The following is a 25,044-nucleotide window of genomic DNA, read 5'->3' on the forward strand; positions in this document are numbered from 1 at the left end:
TGATAGATGGGAAAATATACAGATTCACTAAAGTCTGTTCATATTGCGGCCGATAGCCTTTGATACATCAGGGTTTTCCCTGCCTGACACAACAACAAGGATTCGTCGTCATGACCCTCTCTCTGCGCGGCAAGCTGCTGGCCACCAGTCTTGGCGTGGTGCTGCTGATGGCATCACTGCTCGGCATCGTTGCCTTTCACACCCTCAAATCCCGCACCATGAGCGCCATTCAGAGCGAGGCGGTCAACTATGGTCACGCTTACTCGGTGGCGATCGGCGACTGGATGGCGGATCGCAAGAACACCGTCCATGCGCTGGTCAACCTGATCAGCGACAACCCCCAAGCCGAGCTGGTGCCGCACCTGAAGCAGGCCTATACCTCCGGCGGCTTCGGGCTCACCTATTTTGGCTCCGCGCAGGGGGTGATGACCCGGCAGGATCCCTCCCTCAACACCGGCAACTATGACCCGCGCGAGCGCCCCTGGTATCAGGATGCGGTGAAGGCGGGGCAGCTCATCGTCACCGCCCCCTATGTCAGCGTCACCATGCAGAAGCTGGTGGTCACCCTCTCCGAGCCGGTACGCCATCAGGGGGAGCTGGTCGGTGCCGTGGGGGCCAACCTGGCGCTCGACAAGCTGATCGACGAAGTGTTGGCGATGAAGGTGCAGGGTGAGGGCTACGCCATGCTGCTCGACAGCAGCGGCCTCATCGTCGGCCATCCGCAGAAGGATTTGGCGCTCAAGCCCATCGCCGAGCTGGCGCCGGGACTCTCGGCCGCCACCTTCCAGCAGTGGGGCCGTGAAAACAGCGAGCTGCACGCCGCCACCCTCGACGGGCGGGATGTGCTGCTGGCGGTACAACCGGTACCGGGCACCGACTGGCTGCTGGCCATGGTGATGTATCGCGATGTGCTGGAGGCGCCGCTCAGCAGCCTGCTGTGGGAGCTGGTGGGGTTGACCCTGGTGCTGATGCTGGTGTTCAGCGCCCTGCTCACCGCCACCTTCAAATACCTGTTCGCCGATCTCGGTCGGGTCGCGCACGCTCTGCACGACATCGCCCACGGCGAGGGGGATCTCACCGTTCACATCAACACCCACAGCAAGGATGAGGTGGGTCAGCTGGCCCAGAACTTCAACCAGTTCGTGGCGCGGCTGCACGGCATCGTCAGCCGGTTGCGGGATGTGACCGTCGAGCTGGCGGCACAGTCCCGTGCCCAGGCGGCCGGGGCGCAGGCCCGTAGTCAGCGGGTGCGCCAGCAGCAGGACGAGATCGTGATGGTGGCGACCGCGGTGACCGAGATGGCTTCCGCTACCCAGGAGATCGCCGGTAACGCCGAGTTTGCCGCCACCACCGCCACCGATGCGGTCGCACTGGCGGTCGCCGGCCAATCCCAGGTTGGCCAGAGTCAGCGCAGCATTACCGGTCTGGCGGACGAAGTGGCCGATGCCAGCCAGATCATCAACGAGCTCGACAGCCATGCCCAGAAGATCAGCGGCATTCTGGCGACCATCAGCAGCATCGCCGAGCAGACCAACCTGCTGGCGCTCAACGCCGCCATCGAGGCGGCCCGGGCCGGTGAGCAGGGCCGCGGTTTTGCGGTAGTCGCGGACGAGGTGCGGGTGCTGTCGCGCCGTACCCACGACTCCACCGACGAGATCCAGCAGATGATCGAGACCCTGCAGCAGACCACCCGTCGCGCCGTGGGTGGCATGGAGACCAGCCGTCAGCTGGCGGGTACCAGCGTCGAGGATGCGGAAGCGGCCAACCAGAGCCTTGCCCGGATCAACGAGGCGATCGGCTCCATCAGCGACATGGCGACCCAGATCGCCGCAGCGGCCGAGGAGCAGACTTCAGTGACCGGCGAGATCAGCCGCAATACCGAGAATATCCGCCACGTCTCGCAAGAGCTGGCCGAGCAGGCTGGCAACGAGGCGGCGCAGGCGGCCGAACTCAAGTCGCTGACCGAGCGGCTCGAGCAGGAGATCGGCCGCTTCCGGCTCTGACATCCCGCCACGCCAGCAACAGAAAGGGCAGCCCGCGGGCTGCCCTTTGTCATTTCACGACTGGCTTAAGGGTTCTGCTTGACCCAGATAAGCTGGTCGGTGGCAAAGCCCAGCGACTTCGCTTTGGCGACCAGCGCATCCACCTTCGTCTTGGGCGGGTTGGGTGAGCGGGAGAGGATCCAGAGGTAGTCGTGGTTGTAGCTGGTCACCAGCGAGAGCTGGTAATCGGGGTCGAGGTCGATGACGTTGTAGCCGCCGTAGAAGGGGCCGAAGAAACTCACCTTGAGCCGCGCCTCGTCCGGGTTGCCGACGAAGTAGGCCTTGCCCTCGGCTTCGCGCCAGCTGCCATCGCTCTGCTTGCCGCGGTTGAGCACCTTGACGCCGCCATCGTCCCGCAGGCTGTAGGTGGCGCTCACCTGCTCCAGCCCCCGTTCGAAGCTGTGGTCGAGGCGGGCGATTTCGTACCAGGTACCGAGATAACGATCGAGTTGGAAGCTGGTAACGGGGCGAATGCCGTCGGCAATCCCGGTACAGGCCGTCAGCAGCAAAGCGGTGAACAGGCAAAGCAGTGAACGCATAAGTAATCCCTCTCTTGTTATCCCTCGATGATGCGCAGCTGGCCATCCCGGAAGCGGGAGGCCTGATCCGTCGGCGTGCTGCCGAAGAAGCGCTTGTACTCCCGGCTGAACTGGGAGTTGCTCTCGTAACCGACTCTGGCCGCCGCGGTGCCCGCCTTGATGCCGTCGTGCAGCATCATCATCCGCGCCTTGTGGAGGCGAAACGACTTGATGTACTGGAGCGGCGAGGTGGCAGTGACCGCCTTGAAGTGGTGGTGAAAGGCGGAGACGCTCATGTTCACCTCCCGCGCCAGCTCCTCCATGGTGAGGTTGTCGGCATAACGGGACTCTATCATACGCAGCACCCGGGCTATCTGGCCCACATGGTTGTGGCGATTGGCGAGCGCTTGCAGCGCCGGGCCGCCCCCCTCGGTTAGGGCGTGGAACAGCATCTCCCGCACCGTCTGCGGCCCCAGCACCCTGGCGTGCAACGGGTTGTCCATCAGCTCGATCAGTCGCTCGGCGGCGCAGAACATGGTTTCCGACAGGGGGACCGAGTGGACGCCGCTCTTTTGCGGCGCGGGGGCGGGCAGGGCATCGCCCAGTTCCAGCAGCAGCTCTTGAAGGGTGACCAGATCGATCTCGATGGTAAACCCGATAAGCGGCTGCTCGGGGGAGGCGAAGCACTCGCACTCGCAGGGGAGCGGCAGGGTCATCAGCAGGTAGTGGTTGGGGTCGTAGCGAAACACTTGATCCGCCAGATAACCCACCTTGTGTCCCTGCAGGATAACGATCATCCGCGGTTGGTAGAGCACCGGGGTGCGGCCATGGTGCTCGGTGGTATAGATGAGGTTGACCTGTTTCACAGGTGATGGGGTGATGCCGGGGGCGGTGACGTGGCGGGTCAATCTGGTTGCGAGGTCGCTGTAACGGTTTTGCATGGGCACTCTTTGATTCGACAGTTCCGGTTTTCGCTGCTTTGTAGAAATAGGCAAGAATCAAGCAGGATGTTGTCTTGATGGTAGGGTGGTTCTGGAGAAAAATGCAATCGCGATTTCGCGGCCAGGCCGCCCTGACTATCAGAAGAAGGCAATGTCGATGAACAACTTTACTCTCCATACCCCGACCAAAATCCTGTTCGGCCAAGGGCAGATCGCCCAGCTGCGCGAGCAGCTTCCGAGCGATGCCCGCGTCATGATCACCTACGGTGGCGGTAGCGTGGTACGCAGCGGCCTGCTGGAACAGATCCGTAACGAGCTGGCTGGCATGACCCTGTTTGAATTTGGCGGCATCGAACCGAACCCGGCCTACGAGACCCTGATGGGCGCCGTGGAGCTGGCCCGTGCCGAGCGGGTCGACTTCCTGCTCGCCGTTGGTGGTGGTTCCGTGCTCGATGGTACCAAGTTTATCGCCGCTGCCGCGCACTACGATCTGGCCAAGGATCCCTGGCACATTCTCGAGACCGTCGGCAGCGAAGTGCGTTCCGCCATCCCGCTCGGTTCCGTGCTGACCCTGCCGGCGACCGGTTCCGAAATGAACATGGGTGCCGTCATCACCCGTCGCAGCAGTGGCGACAAGGTGCACTTCTTTTCGCCGTTCGTGATGCCGCGCTTCGCCGTGCTGGATCCGGTGCTCACCTACACCCTGCCCGAGCGTCAGGTGGCGAACGGGGTGGTGGATGCTTTCGTCCACATCGTGGAGCAGTACCTCACCTATCCGGTCAACGCCAAGGTGCAGGATCGCTTCGCTGAAGGCTTGCTGCTGACCCTGATCGAAGAGGGCCCCAAGGCGCTGGCCGAGCCGCACAACTACGAGGTACGCGCCAACATCATGTGGAGCGCCACCATGGCGTTGAACGGCCTGATCGGTGCCGGTGTACCGCAGGATTGGGCCACCCACATGCTGGGTCACGAGCTGACTGCCCTGCACGGCCTCGACCACGCCCAGACTCTGGCGGTGGTGCTGCCTGCCCTGCTGCAGGCCAAGCGCAAACAGAAACATGCCAAGCTGCTGCAATACGCCGAGCGGGTGTGGGGTCTGAACAGCGGCAGCGAAGCGGAACGCATCGACGATGCCATCGCCGCGACCCGCGACTTCTTCGAGCGGATGGGGGTCAAGACCCGACTGCGCGACTACGGTCTGAAAGATCTGGGTATCGATACCCTGATCGGCAAGCTGGGTGAGCACGGCATGAGTCGTCTGGGCGAGCACGGCGATATCGATCTGGTGCAGAGCCAGCATATTTATGAAGCGGCCTGGTAAGGGCCGCCAATCGGCGCCAAACGGGCGAAACGATTGAATTGCCGGGGCCCTCTCCCGCCATCTGGCGGCTGAGCGGCCCCGCTTTTGTTGGGAAAGTGTTACTTTTCGGCGTTTCGCTGCGAGAAGTGAGACGAAAGCGGATTTCGTAAGAACAAAAAACGCTAAGATAGAGGGCCAGTAAAACATTTTTTTTGACTGGTTGGATCACTTTTTTCAGCCGTTTTTACTGGTATAAGCCTCTAATTTGGTTTGTTTTTTTTAATCGTAGCCAGGGATGGGCTGAATTCTGTACGAGTGCCGTCGGGACTGCGGTTGTAATAAAACTCCAAAATTTGATACTAATCACCTTCGCGCCTGAAAAGCGGGGGCCTGACCATGACAGGAGGTTGAGGTAAAGCCTACTGATTTTCATAACAAAGAGCCCTGGACCTGCACTTTGGTCATGTCTTGTTTCGTCAGAAGTGAGACACTGGGCAGCGATTGTTTATTAACCATCAGGGAATAGTCATGCAGATTGGAATACCGAGAGAGAGTCTCGCCGGTGAGACCCGGGTCGCAGCGACCCCGGCTACCGTCGAGCAGCTGAAAAAGCTCGGCTTCGAGGTCGCCATCGAGACCGGCGCAGGCCTGTCGGCCAGCTTCGATGATGCCGCCTTCGAGGCTGCCGGTGCCAGCGTGGTGCCGAATGTCTGGCAAGCCGACCTTATCTTCAAGGTCAATGCGCCGACCGATGCCGAGATCGCACAAATTAAAGATGGCGCCACTCTGGTGAGCTTCATTTGGCCTGCCCAGAACCCTGAGCTGGTCAAGAAGCTGTCCGAGCGCAACATCAATGTGATGGCGATGGATATGGTGCCGCGGATCTCCCGTGCCCAGTCCCTCGATGCCCTCTCCTCCATGGCCAACATCGGTGGCTATCGCGCCGTGGTTGAAGCTGCGCACCAGTTCGGTCGCTTCTTCACCGGTCAAATCACCGCAGCCGGTAAAGTGCCGCCTGCCAAGGTACTGGTGATCGGTGCCGGTGTGGCCGGTCTGGCTGCCATCGGTACTGCCGGTTCCCTCGGTGCCATCGTGCGTGCGTTCGATACCCGTCTGGAAGTGGCCGAGCAGATCGAATCCATGGGTGGGGAATTCCTCAAGCTGGACTTCGGTGGCGAAGACGGTGCATCCAGCGATGGTTACGCCAAAGTCATGTCCGATGAGTTCATCAAGGCCGAGATGGAGCTGTTCGCCCAGCAGGCCAAAGAGGTGGATATCATCATCACCACCGCCCTGATCCCGGGCAAGCCAGCTCCCAAGCTGATCACCAAAGAGATGGTCGACAGCATGAAGCCGGGCTCCGTCATCGTGGACATGGCCGCTCAGGCTGGCGGCAACTGTGAATACACAGTGCCGGGTGAGCTGCATGTCACCGACAACGGCGTCAAGGTGATTGGTTACACCGATCTGCCAGGTCGTCTGCCTGCCCAATCCTCCCAGCTCTACGGTACCAACCTGGTCAACCTGATGAAGCTGATGTGCAAGGAGAAGGACGGCAACGTCGCCATCGACTTCGAAGACGTGGTTCAGCGCAACATGACGGTGATCCAGGCCGGTGAAGTGACCTTCCCGCCGCCCGCCATCTCCGTCTCTGCTGCCCCGCAGAAACCGGCCGCCGCCAAACCGGCCGCCAAGAAAGAAGAGGCCAAGCCCTCCAACAAGAAGTTCGTGTTCGGTGCCATCGGTATCGCCGCCTTCGGCTGGATCGCCTCCGTTGCCCCGGCAGCCTTCCTCTCCCACTTCACCGTATTCATCCTGGCCTGTGTGGTCGGTTACTACGTGGTGTGGAACGTATCGCACGCCCTGCATACGCCGCTGATGTCGGTCACCAATGCCATCTCCGGCATTATCGTGGTCGGTGCCCTGCTGCAGATCGGGCAAGGGTCGACCCTGGTCACCGCGCTGGCGTTCGTCGCCGTGCTGATTGCCAGTATCAACATCTTCGGCGGCTTCACCGTCACTCAGCGCATGCTGAAGATGTTCCGTAAGGATTAAGGGGGTTTAACGTGTCTCAAGGACTGGTAACAGCATCCTATATCGTTGCCGCCGTGCTCTTCATCCTCAGTCTCGCGGGACTGTCGAAGCAAGAAACGGCCAAGCATGGCAACCTGTTCGGTATCGCGGGTATGGCTATCGCCCTGCTCGCCACCGTATTCAACCCGGAGACCAGTGGCGTTCACTGGATCATTCTGGCCATGGTGATTGGCGGTGCCATCGGCGTGCGTCTGGCGCTCAAGGTCGAAATGACCGAGATGCCCGAGCTGGTGGCCGTGCTGCACAGCTTCGTGGGTATGGCGGCAGTGCTGGTGGGCTTCAACAGCTTCATCGATTTGCACCCCTCTGCACCTGCTGAGGTCGTCGTCTCCGTCGGTTCCAATCTGGATGCCACCCTGGCAGCCGCCCGTGCGGCGTTCGAGCAGGCCAACAGCGTTGCCCAGGTCGAGCACCTGACCGGCGCCATGCTGAACATCCACCTGGTCGAGATCTTCCTGGGCGTCTTCATCGGTGCCGTAACCTTTACCGGTTCCGTGGTTGCCTTCGGCAAACTGCGCGGTCTGATCTCCTCCAAGCCGCTGATGCTGCCGCACCGCCACAAGCTGAACCTGCTGGCCGTGGTCGCCTCGCTGGCGCTGATGGTCTACTTCGTCAACGCGGGCGGCTCTACCTTCGCCCTGCTGGTGATGACCCTGATCGCCTTCGCCTTCGGCTGGCATCTGGTTGCCTCCATCGGTGGCGCCGACATGCCGGTGGTGGTCTCCATGCTGAACTCCTACTCCGGTTGGGCGGCGGCAGCGGCGGGCTTCATGCTCTCCAACGACCTGCTGATCGTCACCGGTGCCCTGGTGGGCTCCTCCGGTGCGATCCTCTCTTACATCATGTGCAAGGCGATGAACCGCTCCTTCATCTCCGTGATCGCCGGTGGCTTCGGCTCCGATGGCGTGGCCTCCACGGCTGATCAGGAGATGGGCGAATACCGCGAAACCAGCGCCGAGGAAGTGGCTGACCTGCTGAAAAACTCCAGCTCCGTCATCATCACCCCGGGCTACGGTATGGCGGTGGCGCAGGCCCAGTATCCGGTTGCTGAAATCACCCAGAAGCTGCGTGACCGCGGCGTCAAGGTGCGTTTCGGTATCCACCCGGTTGCCGGTCGTCTTCCAGGTCACATGAACGTGCTGCTGGCGGAAGCGAAAGTCCCGTATGACATCGTGCTGGAAATGGACGAGATCAACGACGACTTCGCCGACACCGACACCGTGCTGGTGATTGGTGCCAACGACACCGTAAACCCGGCTGCGATGGAAGATCCGGGCAGCCCGATCGCCGGTATGCCGGTGCTGGAAGTGTGGAAAGCGCAGAACGTCATCGGCTTCAAGCGCTCCATGAACACTGGCTACGCCGGTGTCCAGAACCCGCTGTTCTTCAAGGAAAATACCCAGATGCTGTTTGGCGATGCCAAGGCCAGCGTCGAGGCAATCCTGAAAGCACTGTAAGTGCCATTCAGAGAGTGAATATCAAGGAGGCTTCGGCCTCCTTTTTTATTGCTCATCCCTTGTATATCCTCAATCCATACGGACCATGAGGGATCTCCATGATGTGGTGTCAGGGTTGGCGAAGGATCGGGTTGTACGGCTGGCTGCTGGCCTCCCTGTTGGGTGCCGGTTTGGCGGCTGCGGCGGACAAACCGCCGACACTGACGCTGCTGACCGAGCTGTGGCCCCCTTATGTGATGCGTGGTGACAATGGCGAGCTGGCCGGCGCCGATCTCGATCTGGCCTGTACCGTGTTGCGCCAGATGGGTTATCGCACCGAAATCAGGGTGCTGCCCTGGAAGCGGGTTCTGCAGCAGGCCCGTCTCAGGCAGGGGGATGCGGTGCTCGATGTCTTCTTTGAGCCTTCCCGCCAGCATTGGCTCCACTACCCCGAAGAGCCGCTCTCTTACAGCGGAGAAGTGCTCTTCTATCCATCGGCCCGTCCGGTGGATTTCAAACAGCTCTCCGACCTCAAGGGTCTGCGGATAGGTATTCAGGAAGATTATGCCTACAGCCCCGATTTTCTGACCGATCCCGGGGTGATCCGGATGCCGATGACGGGGGAGGGGAATGCCATCAAACAGCTGCATCTGATGATGGCCGGTCGGCTGGACGGGGTGGTGCTCAACGAGCGGGTCGGTCGTTATCTGCTGCACACTCAGGGGTTGCAGGATCAGGTTAACCACGGCTCGCGCCTGCTGACCGACGACAACCGCAACTTCCTCGCGTTTACCCACAAGCCCGGCCACGACCAGCTGGCTATCCGCTTCTCCTCTGCCCTCAAGGCGTTCAAACAGACTCCCGCCTACAAGCAACTGCTGGCCCGCTATCACCTCTGAGTTGCCGCCCTGCTGTGCGCCGCTTCACAATTTGTCGCACTTTGTTAAAAGGTGGGCATAATGGCGAGCAAAAAGGGGATGCCGCTCAACATTAGTTGATCTTGTTGATAGTAGAATCAACTGCGGTTTACTCAAAGTTACTCATATATGTCCACAGCAGCCACCACTGACCAGATCAATTCGTTAACGGATGAAGAACGTCATCTGATCGCCAGTTTCGAGCCCGCGGTCGAGGCGCTGGCCGCGCTGTTTGGCGCAGGGTGCGAGGTGGTGTTGCATGCGTTCGATACGCTGGATGCATCGGTCATCAAGATTGCCAACGGCCATGTTACCGGTCGTCGGGAGGGGGCGCCGGTCACCGACTTTGCCCTCAACCGCTTGCAGGGGGAGGCGGGCAGCCAGTGGAGCAGTTACTTCAGCCGTACCCGCGACGGGACGCTGATGAAGTCCTCCTCCATCACTATCAGCAACCGACAGGGCAAGCCCATCGGCATGCTCTGCGTGAACTTCAGTCTGGATACCTCCCTTGGCTGCCTGCTCGATACTTTTGCGCTGCCCGCGGTACCGGCGCCGCTCAATAACGAGACCTTTGCCAGCTCGGTGGACGATCTGGTGACCCAGGTGATTGAGAAGGTGGATCGGGACGATTCGCTCTCCTGCACGGTGCGCAACAAGGAGATAGTGACCCGGCTCTTCGACATGGGGATCTTCGAGATCAAGGAGGCGGCCCAGCTGGTTGCCCGGATGCTCGGCATCTCCCGTCATACTGTTTATCTGCATATCCGTAATCACAAAGCGGATCTGAACAAGCAATAACTGCCTGCGGGCACCCTGAACATGAGAAACACTGCGATGAAAGCACAATGGACCGACTTTATTACCCTGCTCAAGCGTGAAGTGGTGCCGGCCCTGGGCTGTACCGAGCCGATGTCGGTGGCGCTGGCAGCGGCCAACTGCCGCAAGCTGCTGGGGGAGACCCCGACCCGCATCAGCGTCTGGGTCAGTGGCAATCTGTTCAAGAACGGTATGGGGGTCGGAGTGCCGGGCACCGGCATGATCGGTCTGCCGGTGGCTGCTGCGGTCGGCATCACAGGGGGCAACCCGGATGCCGGGCTGGAGGTGCTCAAGACCCTCACACCAGAACAGGTGGAAGCGGCCAAGACGTTGTTGCCGGTCATCAAGGTGGATGTGAAGGATGTGCCGGACGTGCTCTACGCCGAGGTGCTGGCCGAAGTTGAAGGGCACAGTGCCCGGGTGGTGATCTGCACCGACCACACCCGCATCATCCTGATGGAGAAGGATGGCGAGGTGCTGATGGAGCAGGCCAGTGCCCCCGGCGTGCAGATCCAGCCGGCCAAATCCGCCAAACCGGCCATGACCCTGCGGGAGATCGTCGATTTTGCATTGGAAGTGCCGCTGGCGGAGATCGACTTTATCCGCGAGGCCGCCACCATGAATCAGGCGCTGGCGGACGAAGGGTTGCAGGGTTACGGCCTGAAGATTGGCAAGATCCTCACCGAGCAGGTGGAGCGCAAGCTGCTCTCCGATGACCTGATGACGCTGGCGATGCGCCTCTCCTCTGCTGCCTCCGATGCGCGGATGGATGGCGCCATGCTGCCCGCCATGTCCAACTCCGGTTCCGGCAATCAGGGCATTGCCGCCACCATGCCGGTGGTCGCGGCTGCCCGCTTCCTCAAGGCGAGCGACGAACAGCTGACCCGGGCACTGGTGATGAGCCATCTGGTGGCCATCTACATCAAGACCTATCAGAACAAGCTGTCGGCCCTCTGCGCCGCCAGTACCGCCGCCATGGGTGCCGGTGCCGCCATCACCTGGCTGCTGGGCGGCCAGTATCAGCAGATCAGCCACTGCATCAACAACATGATTGGCGATGTCTCCGGCATCATCTGCGACGGCGCGGGCAGCGCCTGCTCCATGAAGGTCTCCACTTCTACCTCGGCGGCGGTAAAGTCTTCGCTGATGGCCATCAACAACCTGCATGTCCCCCAGAGCGAGGGGATCGTCTCCGATGACGTGGACCAGACCATCGCCAATCTGGGACGACTCTCCAAAGAGGGGATGCTGGATACCGACATCGAAATCATCAACATCATGCGAGCGAAACAGCAGAAGCAGTGAATCTGTGACAAGGGGGCGATAGACCCCCTTGTTCTTGTCACGACGGCGCAGACCGTCTGACACGGTTGCCAGGGCAAGCATGGCGCTTGCTCTTGTTTCTCGGGCGCAAGCCCGCTTTTTGGGGAGTCATACCATGACATTTAGCGTTATCGGCAATCTGGCCATCGCTGCCATCTTGCTGTTCTTTCTCTACCGGTTACAGGAAAAACATGTGAGCTTCACCCGCCGGGTATTTGCCGGTCTGGGGCTCGGTATTCTGTTCGGCGCCGCTTTGCAACTGCTTTACGGTGCAGGTTCGTCCGTCATTGTTCAGACCATCGACTATCTGGATATCGTGGGTAGCGGCTATGTGAAGCTGCTGCAGATGATCATCATCCCGCTCATCATGGTCTCCATCATCAGCGCTATCTTGAAGCTCAATGGCGGCACTGCGCTGGGCAAGATCAGCGCCATGACCATAGGCGTGCTGATCTTCACCACCGCCATCGCCGCCGGGGCGGGCATCTTGATGTCCAACCTGTTTGGCCTGACCGCTGAAGGGCTCACCTCCGGTGCCGCCGAGAGCGCCCGGGGCGCCGCGCTGCAGACCACCCTCGGCAGCGTCGAGAGCATGTCCTTTGCCAAGATGATGCTTGAGTTCATTCCTGCCAACCCCTTCCTCGACATGACCGGGGCGCGCAAGACCTCCACCATCGCCGTGGTGATCTTCTCCATCTTCATCGGCCTCTCTGCCACCGGCATTGCCCGCAAGAAGCCGGAGATCTTCGCCAGCTTCAGCCACTTCGTGGCCGTGGCTCATGCCATCGTAATGCGAATGGTGACTCTGGTGCTGCGCCTGACCCCATTCGGCGTACTGGCGCTGATGACCAAGGTGGTCTCCGGCTCCAACTATGCGGATATTCTTAACCTGCTCAGCTTTGTGATGGCCTCTTACGGAGCCATCGCCATCATGTTTGTCGTGCACCTGCTGCTGGTGAGCATGGTCGGCATCAACCCGCTGCGCTTCCTCAAGAAGATCACGCCGGTGCTGGCGTTTGCCTTCACCTCGCGCACCAGTGCGGGCTCCATCCCGATGAACGTGCAGACCCAGACCAAGTCGCTGGGTATTCCTGAGGGGATCGCCAACTTCGCCGCCTCCTTCGGTTCCACCATCGGTCAGAACGGCTGTGCCGGTATCTATCCGGCCATGCTGGCCGTGATGATTGCCCCGACCGTCGGGGTTAACCCGATGGATCCCGGCTTCATCATGACCCTGATCGCCATCATCACCGTCAGCTCCTTCGGGGTGGCCGGGATTGGCGGTGGCGCCACCTTTGCCGCGCTGATCGTGCTCTCCGCGCTGGACTTCCCGGTGGCGCTGGCCGGTCTGCTCATCTCCATCGAGCCGCTGATCGATATGGGCCGTACCGCGCTGAACGTCTCCGGCTCTATAACCGCAGGGACGGTCACCAGCCGTCTGATGGGCGAGACCGACATGCATGTGTTCAACAGCGATCACGAAGTGAGTTTGGACGGCGAAGAGTCCACCGTCTGATTTGCTGTCGGTTGATCTGCCCGTGGAAAGGGGTGACTCTTTCCCGTCATAGACCGCAGGGAGGGCATGCCCTCCCTGCGCCATTGAGAGGAAAAACTATGAGAATTCTGATCATCGGTGGTGAAGCCGCCGGTATGAGCGCGGCGGCCAAGGCGCGCCGTCTGGCCATCGATGCCGAAATCGTGGTGTATGAGGCCTCCGAGGTGATCTCTTTCGGTGCCTGCGGCCTGCCTTACTTCGTCGGTGACGAGTTTCAGGAGCCCGGTTACATGGCCGAGTTCACCCCCGAGCAGTTCGCCGCCAAGGGGATCGAGGTCAAGATTGGCCATCGGGTGCTGAGCGTCGATGCGGCTGCCCAGACTCTGGTGGTGGAGCACAACGGCGACACCTTCACCGATCGCTACGATCGCCTGATGATTGCCACCGGTGCCCGCGAAGTGATGCCCCCCATCCCCGGTTTGCAGCAGCAAGGGGTATTCGGTCTGCGCCGGATGGCCGACGGGCTGGCGCTGAAGGCGGCGGTGCAAGACAAGAACAATCGCCGCGCCGTGGTGATTGGCTCCGGCTTTATCGGGCTGGAGGTGGTCGAGGCGCTGGTCCATCAGGGCAAAGAGGTGCGTCTCATCGAGCTGGCGGATCGAGTCATCCCCGACGCGTTTGATGGCGAGATCACCCAGCACATCGAAATCGAACTGCGCGAGCAGGGGGTCTCCCTCCATCTGGGTGAGCGAGTTGAAGCACTGCTGGGGGATGGCCGGGTGACCGGCGTGCGTACCAGCCAGGGCGAGTACGAGGCCGATATCGTGGTGGTCTGCACCGGGGTCAAGCCCAACACCGAGTTTCTGGCCGATACCGGCATCGAGCGACTCGGCAACGGCGCCATCAAGGTGGATCGTCAGGGGCGCAGCTCGCTGGCCAACGTCTGGTCGGCCGGTGATTGTGCCAGCGTCTGGCATAGCGTGAAGCAGCAGCAGGTCTATGTGCCGCTCGCCACAATCGCCAACAAGCTGGGGCGCATGGTGGGTGAGAACCTGGCCGGTGCCGAGCAGGAGTTCCCCGGCACTCTGGGTTCCGCCGCGCTCAAGGTGCTGGGGCTGGAGGCGGGCCGTACCGGCCTCTCCGAGCAGGAAGCCAAGGCGATGGGCATCGACTATCGCACCGTGGTGATCAAGGACAAGTGCCACACCAACTACTGCCCGGGTCAGTCAGATATTCACGTCAAACTGGTCTATGAGGCGGGCAGCAAGCGGCTGCTGGGTGGTCAGATCCTCGGTCGCAAGGGGGCGGTCCACCGCATCGACGCGCTGGCTGTGGCCATCACCATGGGGGTGACCACCGAGCAGCTCGGCATGCTGGACTTTGCCTATGCGCCGCCCTTCTCCCGCACCTGGGATGCCCTGAACGTGGCGGGTAATGTCGCGAAGTAAGCGTTGCGATGACGGACGGCGCTGGGAAGGCGCCGTTACGTTGCCCCAGCTCTGCAGAGCAATCTGCGGGTAACAGCTGAGGGTAAATTGCAGCGATAAAAAAACCGATGCCATGGCATCGGTTTTTTACTATTACCGGTTTATTCGCTCTCAGCTGCGGGCGAGGCGGTTTTCCGGGTAGTTCTTAGCCAGCACTTCGCGAGCATGCTTGGCCAGCTGTGGCATTTTCAGGGCGTCGTAAGACTCGACCATGATCTCCAGCGCCTTCTCGGTTTCGGCTGTGTCGGGGTAGGTCTCGACAATCAGCTTGGCCCGGTTGGCGGCCGCGACCAGTGCATCACGCTTCACGTAATACTCGGCGACGCTCAGGTCATATCGGGCCAGACGATTCTTCAGGCCAATCATGCGGGCGCGGGCATCGGCGGCATAGACGCTGTTGGGGTAGTTTTGCAGCAGGGTCTTGAAATCCTGGAATGCCTGACGGGCATAAGCCGGGTCTTTGTCGTCCCGATCGATACCGAACAGGCTCTGGAAGAAGTTGTAATCCGCCGCCATGTTGGTCAGGCCGCGCATATAGAAGACGTAATCGATATTTTTATGCGCCGGATTGAGGCGGATAAAACGGTCGATATTGGCGATCGCCTGAGCGGTATCATCCTGCTTGTAGTAGGCATAGATGAGGTCAAGCTGCACCTGATTGGAGTAGGCGCCGAACGGGTAGCGAGAGTCCAAAGCCTCCAGCAATTCAGTGGCTTGCACGTAATTGCCAACGTCCAGTTTGAGGCGTGCTTTCTGGTACAGGGTCTCCGGCGGTTCGTCGGGTACCTTGGGTTTGGTGCTGGAACAGCCTGTGATCAAGGTAGCGACCAAGGCGAGCGACATCAGCAGGTGAGACTTCTTTCCCATCAACAACATCCGGTCCATTTCCACGAAATTGGCAAAGTATCCGTTATGCTTGGCTAAAAGAAAAGCTAGAATACCCGGATTATTTCGAATTGATACCCCCCGCTCAAGAGACCATACATGAGCCAGCATATTGAACTGACAGGCGAATTCCAGGATCACCAATTCGGGCAGCGACTCGACCAGGCCCTGGCCGAATTGTTTCCAGACTACTCCCGCACCCGCATCAAGGAGTGGATTTTACAGGACAGAGTGACCCTGGACGGTCAGGTTGCCAACACCCCGCGCGAGAAGATTCTGGCCGGGCAGCAGGTGCATGTGAATGTCGAGCTGGAAGATGATACTCGCTGGGATGCCCAGGATATCGAGCTCAACATCGTTTATGAAGATGAACACATTCTGGTGATCGACAAACCGGCCGGACTGGTGGTTCACCCGGGCGCAGGCACGCCGGATGGCACCATCCTCAATGCCCTGCTGCACCGCTACCCCGGCATTGCCGAGGTGCCCCGCGCCGGTATCGTGCACCGTCTGGATAAAGACACCACAGGTTTGATGGTGGTTGCCAAAACCGTACCCGCCCAGACCCATCTGGTGGAAGCGTTGCAGGCGCGCCAGATCACCCGTGAGTACGAAGCGATCGCCATCGGTCACATGACCGCAGGTGGTACGGTTGATGCGCCCATCGGCCGTCACCCGACCCAGCGTACCCATATGGCCGTGGTGCCCAATGGTCGTCCTTCCGTGACCCACTACCGGGTTCACGAGAAGTTCCGTGGCCACACCCGTCTGCGTCTGCGTCTGGAGACCGGCCGTACCCACCAGATCCGTGTCCACATGGCGCACATCAAACACCCGCTGGTGGGTGATCCCGCTTACGGTGGCCGTCTGCGCCCGCTGCGCAACGCGACCCCCGAGCTGACCCAGGCACTGCGTAACTTCAACCGTCAGGCGCTGCATGCCACCATGCTGCAACTGGCTCACCCCATCACGGGAGAAGTGATGCAGTGGCACTCAGCTACACCGCAAGACATGGTGGAGCTGATGGAAGTGCTGCGCGCGGATACTCTCGCCAATCCAGACGATCTGGTCTGGAACTGATGCGATAGGGCCTGCTGCGTCGGTTTCTGGCGTCATCCGGCCCGAACAGATGCCAAACGGGGTTCCCTTGCAGGAGCCCCGTTTTTATATCGGTGAATTGAAGGAGTCACAGATGAAATGGATCGAACCAGACTGGCCAGCCCCGGCGTGTGTCAGGGCGTTGTCGACCACCCGGGATGGCGGCGTCAGTGAAGGGGTCTTTGCCGGTCTCAATCTGGGCGCCCACGTGGGTGACGAACCGGCGCGAGTCGAGGCCAATCGCGCCCGCTTGCAGCAGGCGGCCGCCATCCCGGGGCCCCTTAACTGGCTCAATCAGGTGCACGGCACCGTGGTTCATCCGGTCAGCAGCCATTATGAGCTGGCGCCGGATGCCGATGCCGCCTGCGCCCATGAGGCGGAGCTGGCCTGCATCGTGATGACTGCCGACTGTCTGCCGGTGCTGTTCTGCGATCGGGCCGGTACCGTGGTGGCCGCCGCCCATGCTGGCTGGCGTGGACTGAAAGAGGGCGTATTGGAGGCAAGCATCGCCGCCATGGGCTGTGAGCCGGGCGAGCTCCTGGCCTGGATGGGCCCGGCCATTGGCCCTACCGCATTTGAAGTGGGGGGAGAGGTGCGCGAGGCCTTTATGGCTGAGCAGGCTGAAGCAGAAGCCGCGTTCGTCCCTTCGTCCAACGACGGCAAATGGTTGGCGGATATCTACCAACTGGCTAGGCTGCGCCTTGCCCGCGCTGGCGTTACCGCCGTCTATGGCGGCGAATACTGCACCTTCAGCGATAGCGAGCAGTTCTACTCTTATCGTCGCGATGGTCAGACCGGCCGGATGGCCTCCCTCATCTGGTTGGCCCGCTAAGCAATCACCCGCCAAGTAATAGCCCGTCTCTCTCAAGAACAGATCCGTATGAGAGAGGCGGGGATCCTGCCCTCTCCCCGCTTTGCAGAAAAAATAACCAGCCCATGCCCTTGAAATAGCCCGTGCGGGCCTCATCTTTCATCTCAGAAAGTTATGTTGTTTGCCGCGCAAGCGGCGTCCGTCTTGAAAGGGGGAGTGCAATGCGCCTCGATCGCCTGACCAGCAAATTCCAGATTGCTATTTCCGATGCCCAGTCTCTTGCGCTGGGTCGTGACCACCAATTTATCGAACCCGTCCATCTGATGACCGCCTTGGTCAATCAGGATGGCGGCTCCATCCGTCCGTTGCTCACCCTGACCGGGATGGATATCAACTCCCTGCGCTCCCGTCTTGGTGAGGAGCTGGATCGCCTGCCGCGCGTCAGCGGCGTAGAAGGGGACGTGCAGCTCTCCAACGGCCTCGGCCGCCTGCTCAACGTCTGCGACAAACTGGCCCAGCAGCGCAAGGATCAGTTCATCTCCTCCGAACTGTTCGTGCTGGCTGCCCTCGACGACAAGGGAACGCTGGGTGAGCTGCTGCGCGCCCAGGGGCTGACCAAAGAGAAACTCGAAGCGGCCATCGAGAAGGTGCGTGGTGGCAAGAAGGTGGAGGATGCCAACGCCGAGGAGAACCGTCAGGCGCTGGAGAAGTACACCATCGATCTGACCGAGCGGGCCGAAATCGGCAAGCTCGACCCGGTGATCGGCCGTGATGACGAGATCCGCCGCACCATCCAGGTGCTGCAACGCCGCACCAAGAACAACCCCGTGCTGATCGGTGCCCCCGGTGTCGGTAAAACCGCCATCGTCGAGGGGCTGGCTCAGCGCATCATCAACGGCGAAGTGCCGGAAGGGCTCAAAAACAAGCGGGTGCTGTCGCTGGACATGGGGGCGCTGGTGGCCGGTGCCAAGTATCGCGGTGAGTTTGAAGAGCGGCTCAAGGCCGTGCTGACCGATCTCGCCAAGGAGGAGGGCAACGTCATCCTCTTTATCGACGAGCTGCACACCATGGTCGGCGCCGGCAAGGGTGAGGGAGCCATGGACGCGGGCAACATGCTCAAGCCTGCGCTGGCCCGTGGCGAGCTGCACTGTGTCGGCGCTACCACCCTGGATGAGTACCGTCAGTACATCGAGAAAGATGCCGCGCTGGAGCGTCGCTTCCAGAAGGTGCTGGTGGAAGAGCCAAGCGTGGAGGACACCATCGCCATTCTGCGCGGCCTGAAAGAGCGTTACGAGCTGCACCACCATGTGCAGATCACCGACCCTGCCATCGTGGCGGCGGCCCAGCTGTCGCACCGCTACATTGCGGATCGCCAGTTGCCGGACAAGGCCATCGATCTCATCGACGAGGCGGCGGCCAGCATCCGGTTGCAGATCGACTCCAAGCCGGAAGCGCTCGATCGCCTCGAGCGGCGCATTATCCAGCTCAAGCTGGAGCAGCAGGCGCTGATGAAGGAGGACGACGACGCCAGCCGCAAACGACTGGAGCTGATCAATCAGGAGATTGGCGAAAAAGATCGTGAATACAACGAGCTGGACGAGGTGTGGAAGGCCGAGAAAGCCGCCCTCGCCGGCACCCAGCATATCAAGGCTGCGCTGGAGCAGGCCCGTCAGGATCTCGATGTGGCGCGCCGCGCAGGCGACTTGGGCCGGATGTCCGAGCTACAGTACGGCCGCATTCCAGAGCTGGAGAAACAGCTGGATCTCGCCACCCAGGCCGAGATGCAGGAGACCAGCCTGCTGCGCAACCGGGTCACCGACGTGGAGATCGCAGACGTCCTGGCCCGCTGGACCGGTATTCCGGTCGCCCGCATGCTGGAAGGGGAGCGCGACAAGCTGCTGCGGATGGAAGATCAGCTGCACAGCCGGGTGATTGGTCAGGAAGAGGCGGTCGATGCGGTCTCCAACGCCATTCGTCGCTCCCGTGCTGGTCTCTCCGACCCTAACCGCCCCATCGGCTCCTTCCTGTTCCTGGGGCCCACCGGGGTGGGCAAGACCGAGCTGTGCAAGGCGCTGGCGGAGTTCCTGTTCGATACCCAGGATGCCATGGTGCGGATCGACATGTCCGAATTCATGGAGAAACACAGCGTGGCCCGTCTGGTGGGGGCGCCTCCCGGATACGTGGGTTATGAAGAGGGTGGTTATCTGACCGAGGCGGTGCGCCGTCGTCCCTACTCGGTGATCCTGCTGGACGAGGTGGAGAAGGCGCATCCGGATGTGTTCAACATCCTGTTGCAGGTGCTTGATGATGGCCGCCTGACCGATGGTCAGGGTCGCACCGTCGATTTTCGCAACTCGGTGGTGATCATGACCTCCAACCTCGGGTCGGATCTGATTCAGGAGCACCACTCCGAGAAGGATTACGACGAGATGAAGGCCATGCTGATGGATGTGCTGACCCGCAGTTTCCGGCCGGAGTTTATCAACCGGATCGACGAGACGGTGGTGTTCCATCCCCTCGGCGAGGATCACATCAAGTCCATTGCCCGCATCCAGCTCAAGAGCCTGATGGGCCGTCTCGAGGCTCAGGGTTACGAGGTGGAGGTGAGCGAAGCGCTGCTCGAGAAGCTGGTTCACGCCGGGTTCGACCCCGTTTACGGGGCGCGGCCTCTCAAACGGGCGATCCAGCAGAAGGTGGAGAACCCGCTGGCGCAGGCCCTGCTCTCCGGCCGCATCGTTCCGGGCAAAAAACTGGTGCTGGGGGCCGACAGCAACGGCCTCACCATGACCCAGTAACCAGTCTCGCATCGATGTTTGCAACGCCAGCCCTCGGGCTGGCGTTGCCATATCTGGTGGCGGGGATTCGGGCGCAAAAAAAACGGCAATCCGAAGATTGCCGGGAGGAATGTAGTGAAGCGACCTGACGTGGGTTGAGCGGGTCGCAGGGGCAAGCCCCGGTTTCGCCGTGGGCCATCAGGGATGACCACGCGACTTACAGCATGTCCGGACTGCGCTCGTTCAGTCCGCACCGCCACACACCTTCAGGGCTGACCCGCGTGCCACTGCGCACAGGCCAGACCGGTGAAATAAACGCGTTTACAGCATGCCCGGGATAGCGGCCTTCATTTCAGAGGGCCACACACCAACCTGCACCTGACCGATATGCTCTTTTTGCAGCAGCAGCATGGCCAGACGAGATTGGCCGATGCCACCGCCGATGGTCTGCGGCATCCGTGCGGCCAGCAGGTCCTGGTGCCAGTCGTACTGCAGGCGATCCTCGTCGCCTGTGATAGCCAGCTGACGGCGCAGCGCCTCGGCATCGACCCGGATCCCCATGGAGGAGATCTCGAAGCTGTCTTGCAGCACCGGGTTCCACACCAGAATGTCACCGTTCAGACCCGCCAGACCCAGCTCGTTGTGGCTGCTCCAGTCGTCGTAGTCCGGGGCACGTACATCGTGGCGTTCGCCGTGGGAGAGGGCTCCGCCGATGCCGATCAGGAATACGGCCCCCAGCTCTTTGGCGATGGCGCGTTCGCGCCCCTTGGCATCGAGGTCCGGGTAACGGGCCAGCAGCTCTTCGCTGTGCAGGAACTGGATCTCGGCTGGCAGGAAGGGGGTCAGCTCATGTTCGGCGCAGACTGCGCGCTCGGTGGCTTTGATGGCGGCCCAGATGCCGCGCACGGTTTCCTGCAGATAGGCTAGATCGCGGCGCTCGCTCGGCATCACCTTCTCCCAGTCCCACTGATCCACGTAGACGGAGTGGATGGGGGTGAGCTTGTCTTCATCCGGACGCAGTGCCTTCATGTGGGTGTAGATCCCTTCGCCCGGGCCGAACCCGAAGCGACCCAGGGTCTGGCGCTTCCACTTGGCGAGTGAGTGCACCACTTCGTAGCTGTGCTCCGGCAGGGTTTTCACTTTGACCTGCACTGCATTCTCATGGCCAGAGAGGTTGTCCTGAGTGCCATCACCGACCCGGCTCAGAATGGGGGCTTGCACCTCCATCAGACCCAGTTGTTGGGCGAGTTGGCGGGAGAACATCTCTTTGACGAAGCTGATCTGCTGTTGGCTGCGAATGTAGTGCTGTTTCATGCTGAATTCCTGTTTCAAACCGCGTTGGATGTGGTGATTCTTCAACGGAATGCCAACTAAATTCAATATTCGATAATAGAAATAGGCTTTGTGTATTTTTTTCTTCAAAATAAGCCGTTATTTAATGAGGTATCGTCAACGGGAGTGCAAAAAAATGCCGGAAAATTACCGAATCGATAATCTCGATCAGGCCATCCTCACCGCTCTGATGGAGAATGCGCGGATCCCTTACGCCGAACTTGCGAAACAACTGGCGGTCAGCCCGGGCACCATCCATGTGCGGGTGGAGAAGATGAAACAGGCGGGGATCATCGAGGGGACACGGGTGCAGGTTAACCCCAAGAAGCTGGGTTACGACGTCTGCTGCTTTATCGGGATCAATCTGAAGAGTGCCAAGGATTACCCCTCGGCATTGGCCAAGCTGCAGGCGCTGGACGAGGTGGTGGAGGCCTACTACACCACGGGCCACTACAGCATCTTCATGAAGGTGATGACCCGCTCCATCGACGAGCTGCAGATAGTGCTGATCAACAAGATCCAGACCATCGACGAGATCCAGTCCACTGAAACTCTGATTTCGCTGCAAAACCCTATCCTGCGGGATGTGAAACCCTGACCCCTTGATCAGGGTTCGATATAGGGGATGGCGTACTTGTCGTAGAGGGCCTTGAGGCTGCCGTTGCGCTTCATGCGCAGCAGCTCGGCATCGTAGGCGGCCATCTGGGCGGGCGTATTCTCGTCGGCCCTGGCGCGGGTCCAGGTGTTGAAGTAGGGGCTGCTCTTGAGCGGCTTGGGCAGGTAATCGACCTTGCCCGTCAGCCCCTCCTCCTTGATCTGGGTGAAGGCGGTGACCAGCGGCATGGGCACGGTATCGATCCGTCCGGCCAGCAGCTTGCGCAGTTGCAGCTGGTTCATGGTGATCTCCTGAAACTGATAGGTCGGGTCAGTCATGGCCGCCGCCAGTTCAGGGGTGTAGGAGAAATCCTTGGTCACCCCGATACGCCAGGGTTTGAGATCGGCCAGCGTCTCGTAACGGATCTTCAACAGGTCTGCCTTGCGCACGAAGAAGTGCCAGCTGTGGCGAAGATGGGCCTGCTGGGGATAGATGAGATAACTCTCCCGCTCTGCCTTGTAGGAGTGGGTCATCACCAGATCGCAGGCGCCGGTTTCGGCATTGCGGGTGAGGCGGGCACCGGAGTCGGCCAGTTCGATCCGAAAGGGCGTCTCCAGCTTGTCGAAGATGGCGGTGACTATGTCGATATCGAGTCCGCGGGGTTTCTGATCGACATCGAGAAACTTGAGCGGGGGCTCTATGGTGCCGCAGATCACCAGCTCTTTGGCGGGCAATCCGAGTGGAAACAGCAACCAAAACAGGGGGATCACACGCAAACTACGTCTCCTGAGCCCGTTTGAAGATATTCCAAGACCTGATTCCAGTATATTGGATGGCACCTGATCCGTTAGAAGCGACTGTTTATGGCAAATCCTGAAATCGAGAGCCCGCTGGACGGGATCGACAAGTTGACCGTCTCGCTCTACCGCCTTGGCTTGAGTGCGGCTGCCCTGTTGCTGCTTTGCCGCGGTGCGGCGCTGCTGAGCGGGATGGCATTGCTCCCGTCGGCACAATGGTTGATGTCGCTGGCAGTGGCAAGCGCAATCTGCGGCTTCTCGCTGCATATCTACGACAAGCGGATTCGCCTGATTCTGCAGGGATTTGGTTGGGGCGCGCTGGCCCTGGCTGCGGTAGGGGCACCGGATGCGCTGGTGCTGGGGGCGGCGTTGGCTACCCTCTCCGGGCTGGCGTTCAAGGAGCAGTTTTGTTTTGCCATTCCCGGCATCAAGCTGGTGCCCGTATTGCTGCCGGCGTTATGGCTGCTGGAGTGGTTGCGGGTGGAGTGGGCCGCCGCACTGGTGGCGCTGGTCTGCGGGGCCCTGTTGACCTTGCTGGCGCTGGCCAAGTGGCGGATGCCCCTGCACTTCGATATCGGTGACAAGGGGCGTTACCAGATCTAGGTCTGCTGGCACACCTTCATCTGCTGGTTGAGGGCCTCCATCACCTGACGGCGGCTGATGATGCCGATCACCTTGCCCTGTTGCAGCACTGGGTAGATCTTGGGCTTGGCGTCGGCCATCTGGCGAGCCAGATCCAGAATGCTCTCATCCGGCCCGACCGAGAGGGGCGAGCGGTTCATCAGATCCTCCACCCGGGTGCGGGTATCGCAGTGGTAGCTGCCGGTGAGCAGGCTGGGGATGCAATCTTGTTCGGAAAGAAAGCCGATCAGCCGTTTCTGCTCATCCAGTACCGGCAGGCCGCCAAGACCCGATTGATGCAGGCGATCCAGCGCCTCGGCCAGGCCGAGTCCGGCAGTGAGGGAGTGGGTCAGGCGACCCATGTGGTGGTGTACTTTCAGCATGGTGGTGACTCCGCAAGAGGGGGATGCCGCCACTATGACGCGGGCGGGTAGCTCGCGACCAATGGCTTGTGCCGCAGGGATTGATAGGCACAAGCCATCGGCGGTGATCCGCTGGCAGGCGGGCTTCGTTCATGCAAGACCATGCAAGGGAAAGGAGATCGTATGCGTGCATTGGTTACGGGCTGCGGCCGTCGACTCGGATTTTATCTCTGTGAACAGCTGGTGGCAGCGGGTTGGCTGGTGACGGGCAGTTATCGCAGCGAGCGGCCGGAGCTGGCCACGTTGGCTGCATTGGGGGTCGAACTGGTGCAGGCGGATTTTGGCCGGGAAGATGACGTTGGCAAGCTGATCGATGTGCTGGCTGCCCATCAGGATCTGGCGCTGGTGATCCACAACGCTTCGGCCTTCGAGCCGCAGGCAACTGATCCGGCGGCGCAACTGGCCCAGTTCGAGCAGTTCTACCGGGTACACATGGCGGCCCCCTTCCAGCTAAACCGGGCGTTGGCCCCCCAGCTTGCCAGCAATCCCAACGCCAGCATCATTCATATCACCGATATCTATATCCATGCCCCGGCCCCCCGTTTTGCCAGCTATGTGGCGACCAAGGCGGGAGCCCATTCGCTGGCCATGAGCTTTGCCCGGGAGCTGGCGCCAGCGGTTCGGGTCAACACTATAGAGCCGGGCCCCATCCTGTTTCTCGACGAGCATGACGAGGCATGGCGCCAGCAGGTGTTGGCGAAAACACCGCTGGCGCGGGAGGGAGGACTGGAGCCCATCTGGCAGGCGGTGCAGTTACTGATGGGGAACAGTTATATGACGGGGGCCAGCATCAAGGTAGATGGCGGGCGTGCGCTGGCTACCCTCTGAAGAATTGCCAAGCACCAGCGGCCCCAGCCCGACCTGCCGGGTCAGTAAGCCCTTGCCGGGTTTGAGCTTGCCCGATGGGGCGGGGAGCGTCACTTGCAGCGCCACCTTGGGGTCATGCACCTCGCCATGGCCATAGAGCTCTGCCAGCAGCTCCGCCAGATAGGAATCGACCTCTGCCGAGGCAAAGTCACCGCTCCTGTTGCTGGCCAGAATATCGATGTCGAGCGGCCGATCGTGCACCTTGCAGAGCGGATCGCTGCGATCCCGGCCGTGCGCCACCTCGAGGGTGACAAAGTGCTGCTTGAGGCGGGCGGCATCGAGCGGGCTCTCCACCACCAGCAGGCAGTTGAGAAAGTCGTGGTTTGAGTGCATTCCCACCGGCTTGGTGCGGATCACCGAACTCAGCCGCAGGGGGCCGACGTTCGCAAGCAGCTCGGCCAGCGCGCGGCTGACATGGATATGCGGGTCAATATTGGAACCAATGCTACACAGATAGAACATGCTCACCTTCC

The 25,044-nt window shown here is 60.9% G+C and carries 22 protein-coding genes; 15 read left to right on the top strand and 7 right to left on the bottom strand.

Going from position 1 to position 25,044, the window contains the following annotated elements:
* Positions 1-110 precede the first annotated feature (110 nt).
* Positions 111-2,003, top strand: a complete 1,893-nt coding sequence (locus AB5Y97_RS19380) for a methyl-accepting chemotaxis protein (protein WP_368158802.1) — start codon at positions 111-113, stop codon at positions 2,001-2,003.
* Between the two features lie 65 nt (positions 2,004-2,068).
* On the opposite strand, the gene AB5Y97_RS19385 is transcribed toward AB5Y97_RS19380, so the two are convergent.
* Together AB5Y97_RS19385 and AB5Y97_RS19390 are read right to left on the bottom strand one after the other, a co-directional pair.
* Positions 2,069-2,581: a lipocalin family protein gene (locus AB5Y97_RS19385; protein WP_368158804.1), complete on the bottom strand. Its 513-nt coding sequence runs from the start codon at positions 2,579-2,581 to the stop codon at positions 2,069-2,071.
* A 17-nt stretch (positions 2,582-2,598) separates the two neighbouring features.
* Positions 2,599-3,501, bottom strand: coding sequence for an AraC family transcriptional regulator (locus AB5Y97_RS19390; RefSeq protein ID WP_005339751.1), 903 nt, complete (start codon positions 3,499-3,501; stop codon positions 2,599-2,601).
* A 157-nt stretch (positions 3,502-3,658) separates the two neighbouring features.
* Between AB5Y97_RS19390 and yqhD the strand changes: the two genes are divergently transcribed.
* The 8 genes from yqhD to AB5Y97_RS19430 all read left to right on the top strand — a co-directional run bounded on the left by yqhD (position 3,659) and on the right by AB5Y97_RS19430 (position 14,330).
* The gene (gene yqhD / locus AB5Y97_RS19395; protein ID WP_201947351.1) at positions 3,659-4,822 is read left to right on the top strand and encodes an alcohol dehydrogenase; all 1,164 of its coding nucleotides are present in this window, start codon (positions 3,659-3,661) and stop codon (positions 4,820-4,822) included.
* A gap of 507 nt (positions 4,823-5,329) precedes the next feature.
* On the top strand, positions 5,330-6,856 hold the full coding sequence (gene pntA, locus AB5Y97_RS19400; protein WP_245132287.1) for a Re/Si-specific NAD(P)(+) transhydrogenase subunit alpha: 1,527 nt from the start codon (positions 5,330-5,332) through the stop codon (positions 6,854-6,856).
* A gap of 11 nt (positions 6,857-6,867) precedes the next feature.
* A complete protein-coding gene (pntB, locus tag AB5Y97_RS19405) occupies positions 6,868-8,352 on the top strand; it encodes a Re/Si-specific NAD(P)(+) transhydrogenase subunit beta (protein WP_005339759.1) in 1,485 nt (494 codons plus the stop codon).
* Between the two features lie 98 nt (positions 8,353-8,450).
* Complete coding sequence (locus AB5Y97_RS19410; RefSeq protein WP_201947354.1) at positions 8,451-9,230, top strand: ABC transporter substrate-binding protein; 780 nt, start codon at positions 8,451-8,453, stop codon at positions 9,228-9,230.
* Positions 9,231-9,377: 147 nt separating this feature from the next.
* Entirely contained in the window at positions 9,378-10,046 is a 669-nt protein-coding gene (locus tag AB5Y97_RS19415; protein ID WP_101530911.1) for a transcriptional regulator, read from the top strand.
* A gap of 21 nt (positions 10,047-10,067) precedes the next feature.
* Positions 10,068-11,369, top strand: coding sequence for a serine dehydratase subunit alpha family protein (locus AB5Y97_RS19420; protein WP_042054833.1), 1,302 nt, complete (start codon positions 10,068-10,070; stop codon positions 11,367-11,369).
* A gap of 133 nt (positions 11,370-11,502) precedes the next feature.
* Positions 11,503-12,903 (top strand): L-cystine transporter, encoded by a 1,401-nt coding sequence (locus AB5Y97_RS19425; RefSeq protein ID WP_005339766.1) that lies wholly within the window; start codon positions 11,503-11,505, stop codon positions 12,901-12,903.
* Positions 12,904-13,001: 98 nt separating this feature from the next.
* Positions 13,002-14,330 (top strand): CoA-disulfide reductase, encoded by a 1,329-nt coding sequence (locus AB5Y97_RS19430; RefSeq protein WP_368158807.1) that lies wholly within the window; start codon positions 13,002-13,004, stop codon positions 14,328-14,330.
* A 150-nt stretch (positions 14,331-14,480) separates the two neighbouring features.
* Here the strand turns inward: AB5Y97_RS19430 and AB5Y97_RS19435 are convergent, their stop codons facing one another.
* The gene (locus tag AB5Y97_RS19435) at positions 14,481-15,236 is read right to left on the bottom strand and encodes an outer membrane protein assembly factor BamD (protein ID WP_157161593.1); all 756 of its coding nucleotides are present in this window, start codon (positions 15,234-15,236) and stop codon (positions 14,481-14,483) included.
* Positions 15,237-15,353: 117 nt separating this feature from the next.
* On the opposite strand from AB5Y97_RS19435, the gene rluD reads away from it, so the two are divergent.
* From rluD to clpB, 3 genes are all read left to right on the top strand, one after another.
* Positions 15,354-16,334 carry a 23S rRNA pseudouridine(1911/1915/1917) synthase RluD gene (gene rluD / locus AB5Y97_RS19440; RefSeq protein WP_005339771.1) on the top strand — a complete coding sequence of 327 codons (981 nt, stop codon included), beginning with the start codon at positions 15,354-15,356 and terminating at the stop codon, positions 16,332-16,334.
* Between the two features lie 112 nt (positions 16,335-16,446).
* Entirely contained in the window at positions 16,447-17,184 is a 738-nt protein-coding gene (gene pgeF, locus AB5Y97_RS19445) for a peptidoglycan editing factor PgeF (RefSeq protein ID WP_201947358.1), read from the top strand.
* Between the two features lie 200 nt (positions 17,185-17,384).
* A complete protein-coding gene (gene clpB / locus AB5Y97_RS19450; protein ID WP_201947360.1) occupies positions 17,385-19,958 on the top strand; it encodes an ATP-dependent chaperone ClpB in 2,574 nt (857 codons plus the stop codon).
* Between the two features lie 300 nt (positions 19,959-20,258).
* Here clpB and asnA read toward each other — a convergent pair whose 3' ends face one another.
* Positions 20,259-21,251, bottom strand: a complete 993-nt coding sequence (asnA, locus tag AB5Y97_RS19455; RefSeq protein ID WP_042082901.1) for an aspartate--ammonia ligase — start codon at positions 21,249-21,251, stop codon at positions 20,259-20,261.
* A gap of 154 nt (positions 21,252-21,405) precedes the next feature.
* Between asnA and asnC the strand changes: the two genes are divergently transcribed.
* Positions 21,406-21,867: a transcriptional regulator AsnC gene (gene asnC / locus AB5Y97_RS19460; RefSeq protein ID WP_005339783.1), complete on the top strand. Its 462-nt coding sequence runs from the start codon at positions 21,406-21,408 to the stop codon at positions 21,865-21,867.
* An 8-nt stretch (positions 21,868-21,875) separates the two neighbouring features.
* Here asnC and AB5Y97_RS19465 read toward each other — a convergent pair whose 3' ends face one another.
* Complete coding sequence (locus AB5Y97_RS19465) at positions 21,876-22,640, bottom strand: substrate-binding periplasmic protein (RefSeq protein ID WP_368158810.1); 765 nt, start codon at positions 22,638-22,640, stop codon at positions 21,876-21,878.
* An 87-nt stretch (positions 22,641-22,727) separates the two neighbouring features.
* On the opposite strand from AB5Y97_RS19465, the gene AB5Y97_RS19470 reads away from it, so the two are divergent.
* Positions 22,728-23,264, top strand: a complete 537-nt coding sequence (locus AB5Y97_RS19470; protein WP_005357578.1) for a DUF2301 domain-containing membrane protein — start codon at positions 22,728-22,730, stop codon at positions 23,262-23,264.
* On the opposite strand, the gene AB5Y97_RS19475 is transcribed toward AB5Y97_RS19470, so the two are convergent.
* Positions 23,261-23,665 (bottom strand): CBS domain-containing protein, encoded by a 405-nt coding sequence (locus AB5Y97_RS19475; protein WP_204477842.1) that lies wholly within the window; start codon positions 23,663-23,665, stop codon positions 23,261-23,263. The genes AB5Y97_RS19470 and AB5Y97_RS19475 overlap by 4 nt on opposite strands.
* 162 nt (positions 23,666-23,827) lie before the next feature.
* Here AB5Y97_RS19475 and AB5Y97_RS19480 point away from each other — a divergent pair, with 162 nt between their 5' ends.
* Positions 23,828-24,532: an SDR family oxidoreductase gene (locus AB5Y97_RS19480; protein ID WP_129504899.1), complete on the top strand. Its 705-nt coding sequence runs from the start codon at positions 23,828-23,830 to the stop codon at positions 24,530-24,532.
* Here AB5Y97_RS19480 and AB5Y97_RS19485 read toward each other — a convergent pair.
* The gene (locus AB5Y97_RS19485; RefSeq protein ID WP_368158812.1) at positions 24,458-25,033 is read right to left on the bottom strand and encodes a 2-amino-4-hydroxy-6-hydroxymethyldihydropteridine diphosphokinase; all 576 of its coding nucleotides are present in this window, start codon (positions 25,031-25,033) and stop codon (positions 24,458-24,460) included. The genes AB5Y97_RS19480 and AB5Y97_RS19485 overlap by 75 nt on opposite strands.
* Between the last annotated feature and the right edge of the window lie 11 nt (positions 25,034-25,044).

Source organism: Aeromonas sp. R10-2 (assembly GCF_040908445.1).
In the GTDB taxonomy this organism is placed as follows: Bacteria; Pseudomonadota; Gammaproteobacteria; order Enterobacterales; family Aeromonadaceae; genus Aeromonas; species Aeromonas veronii.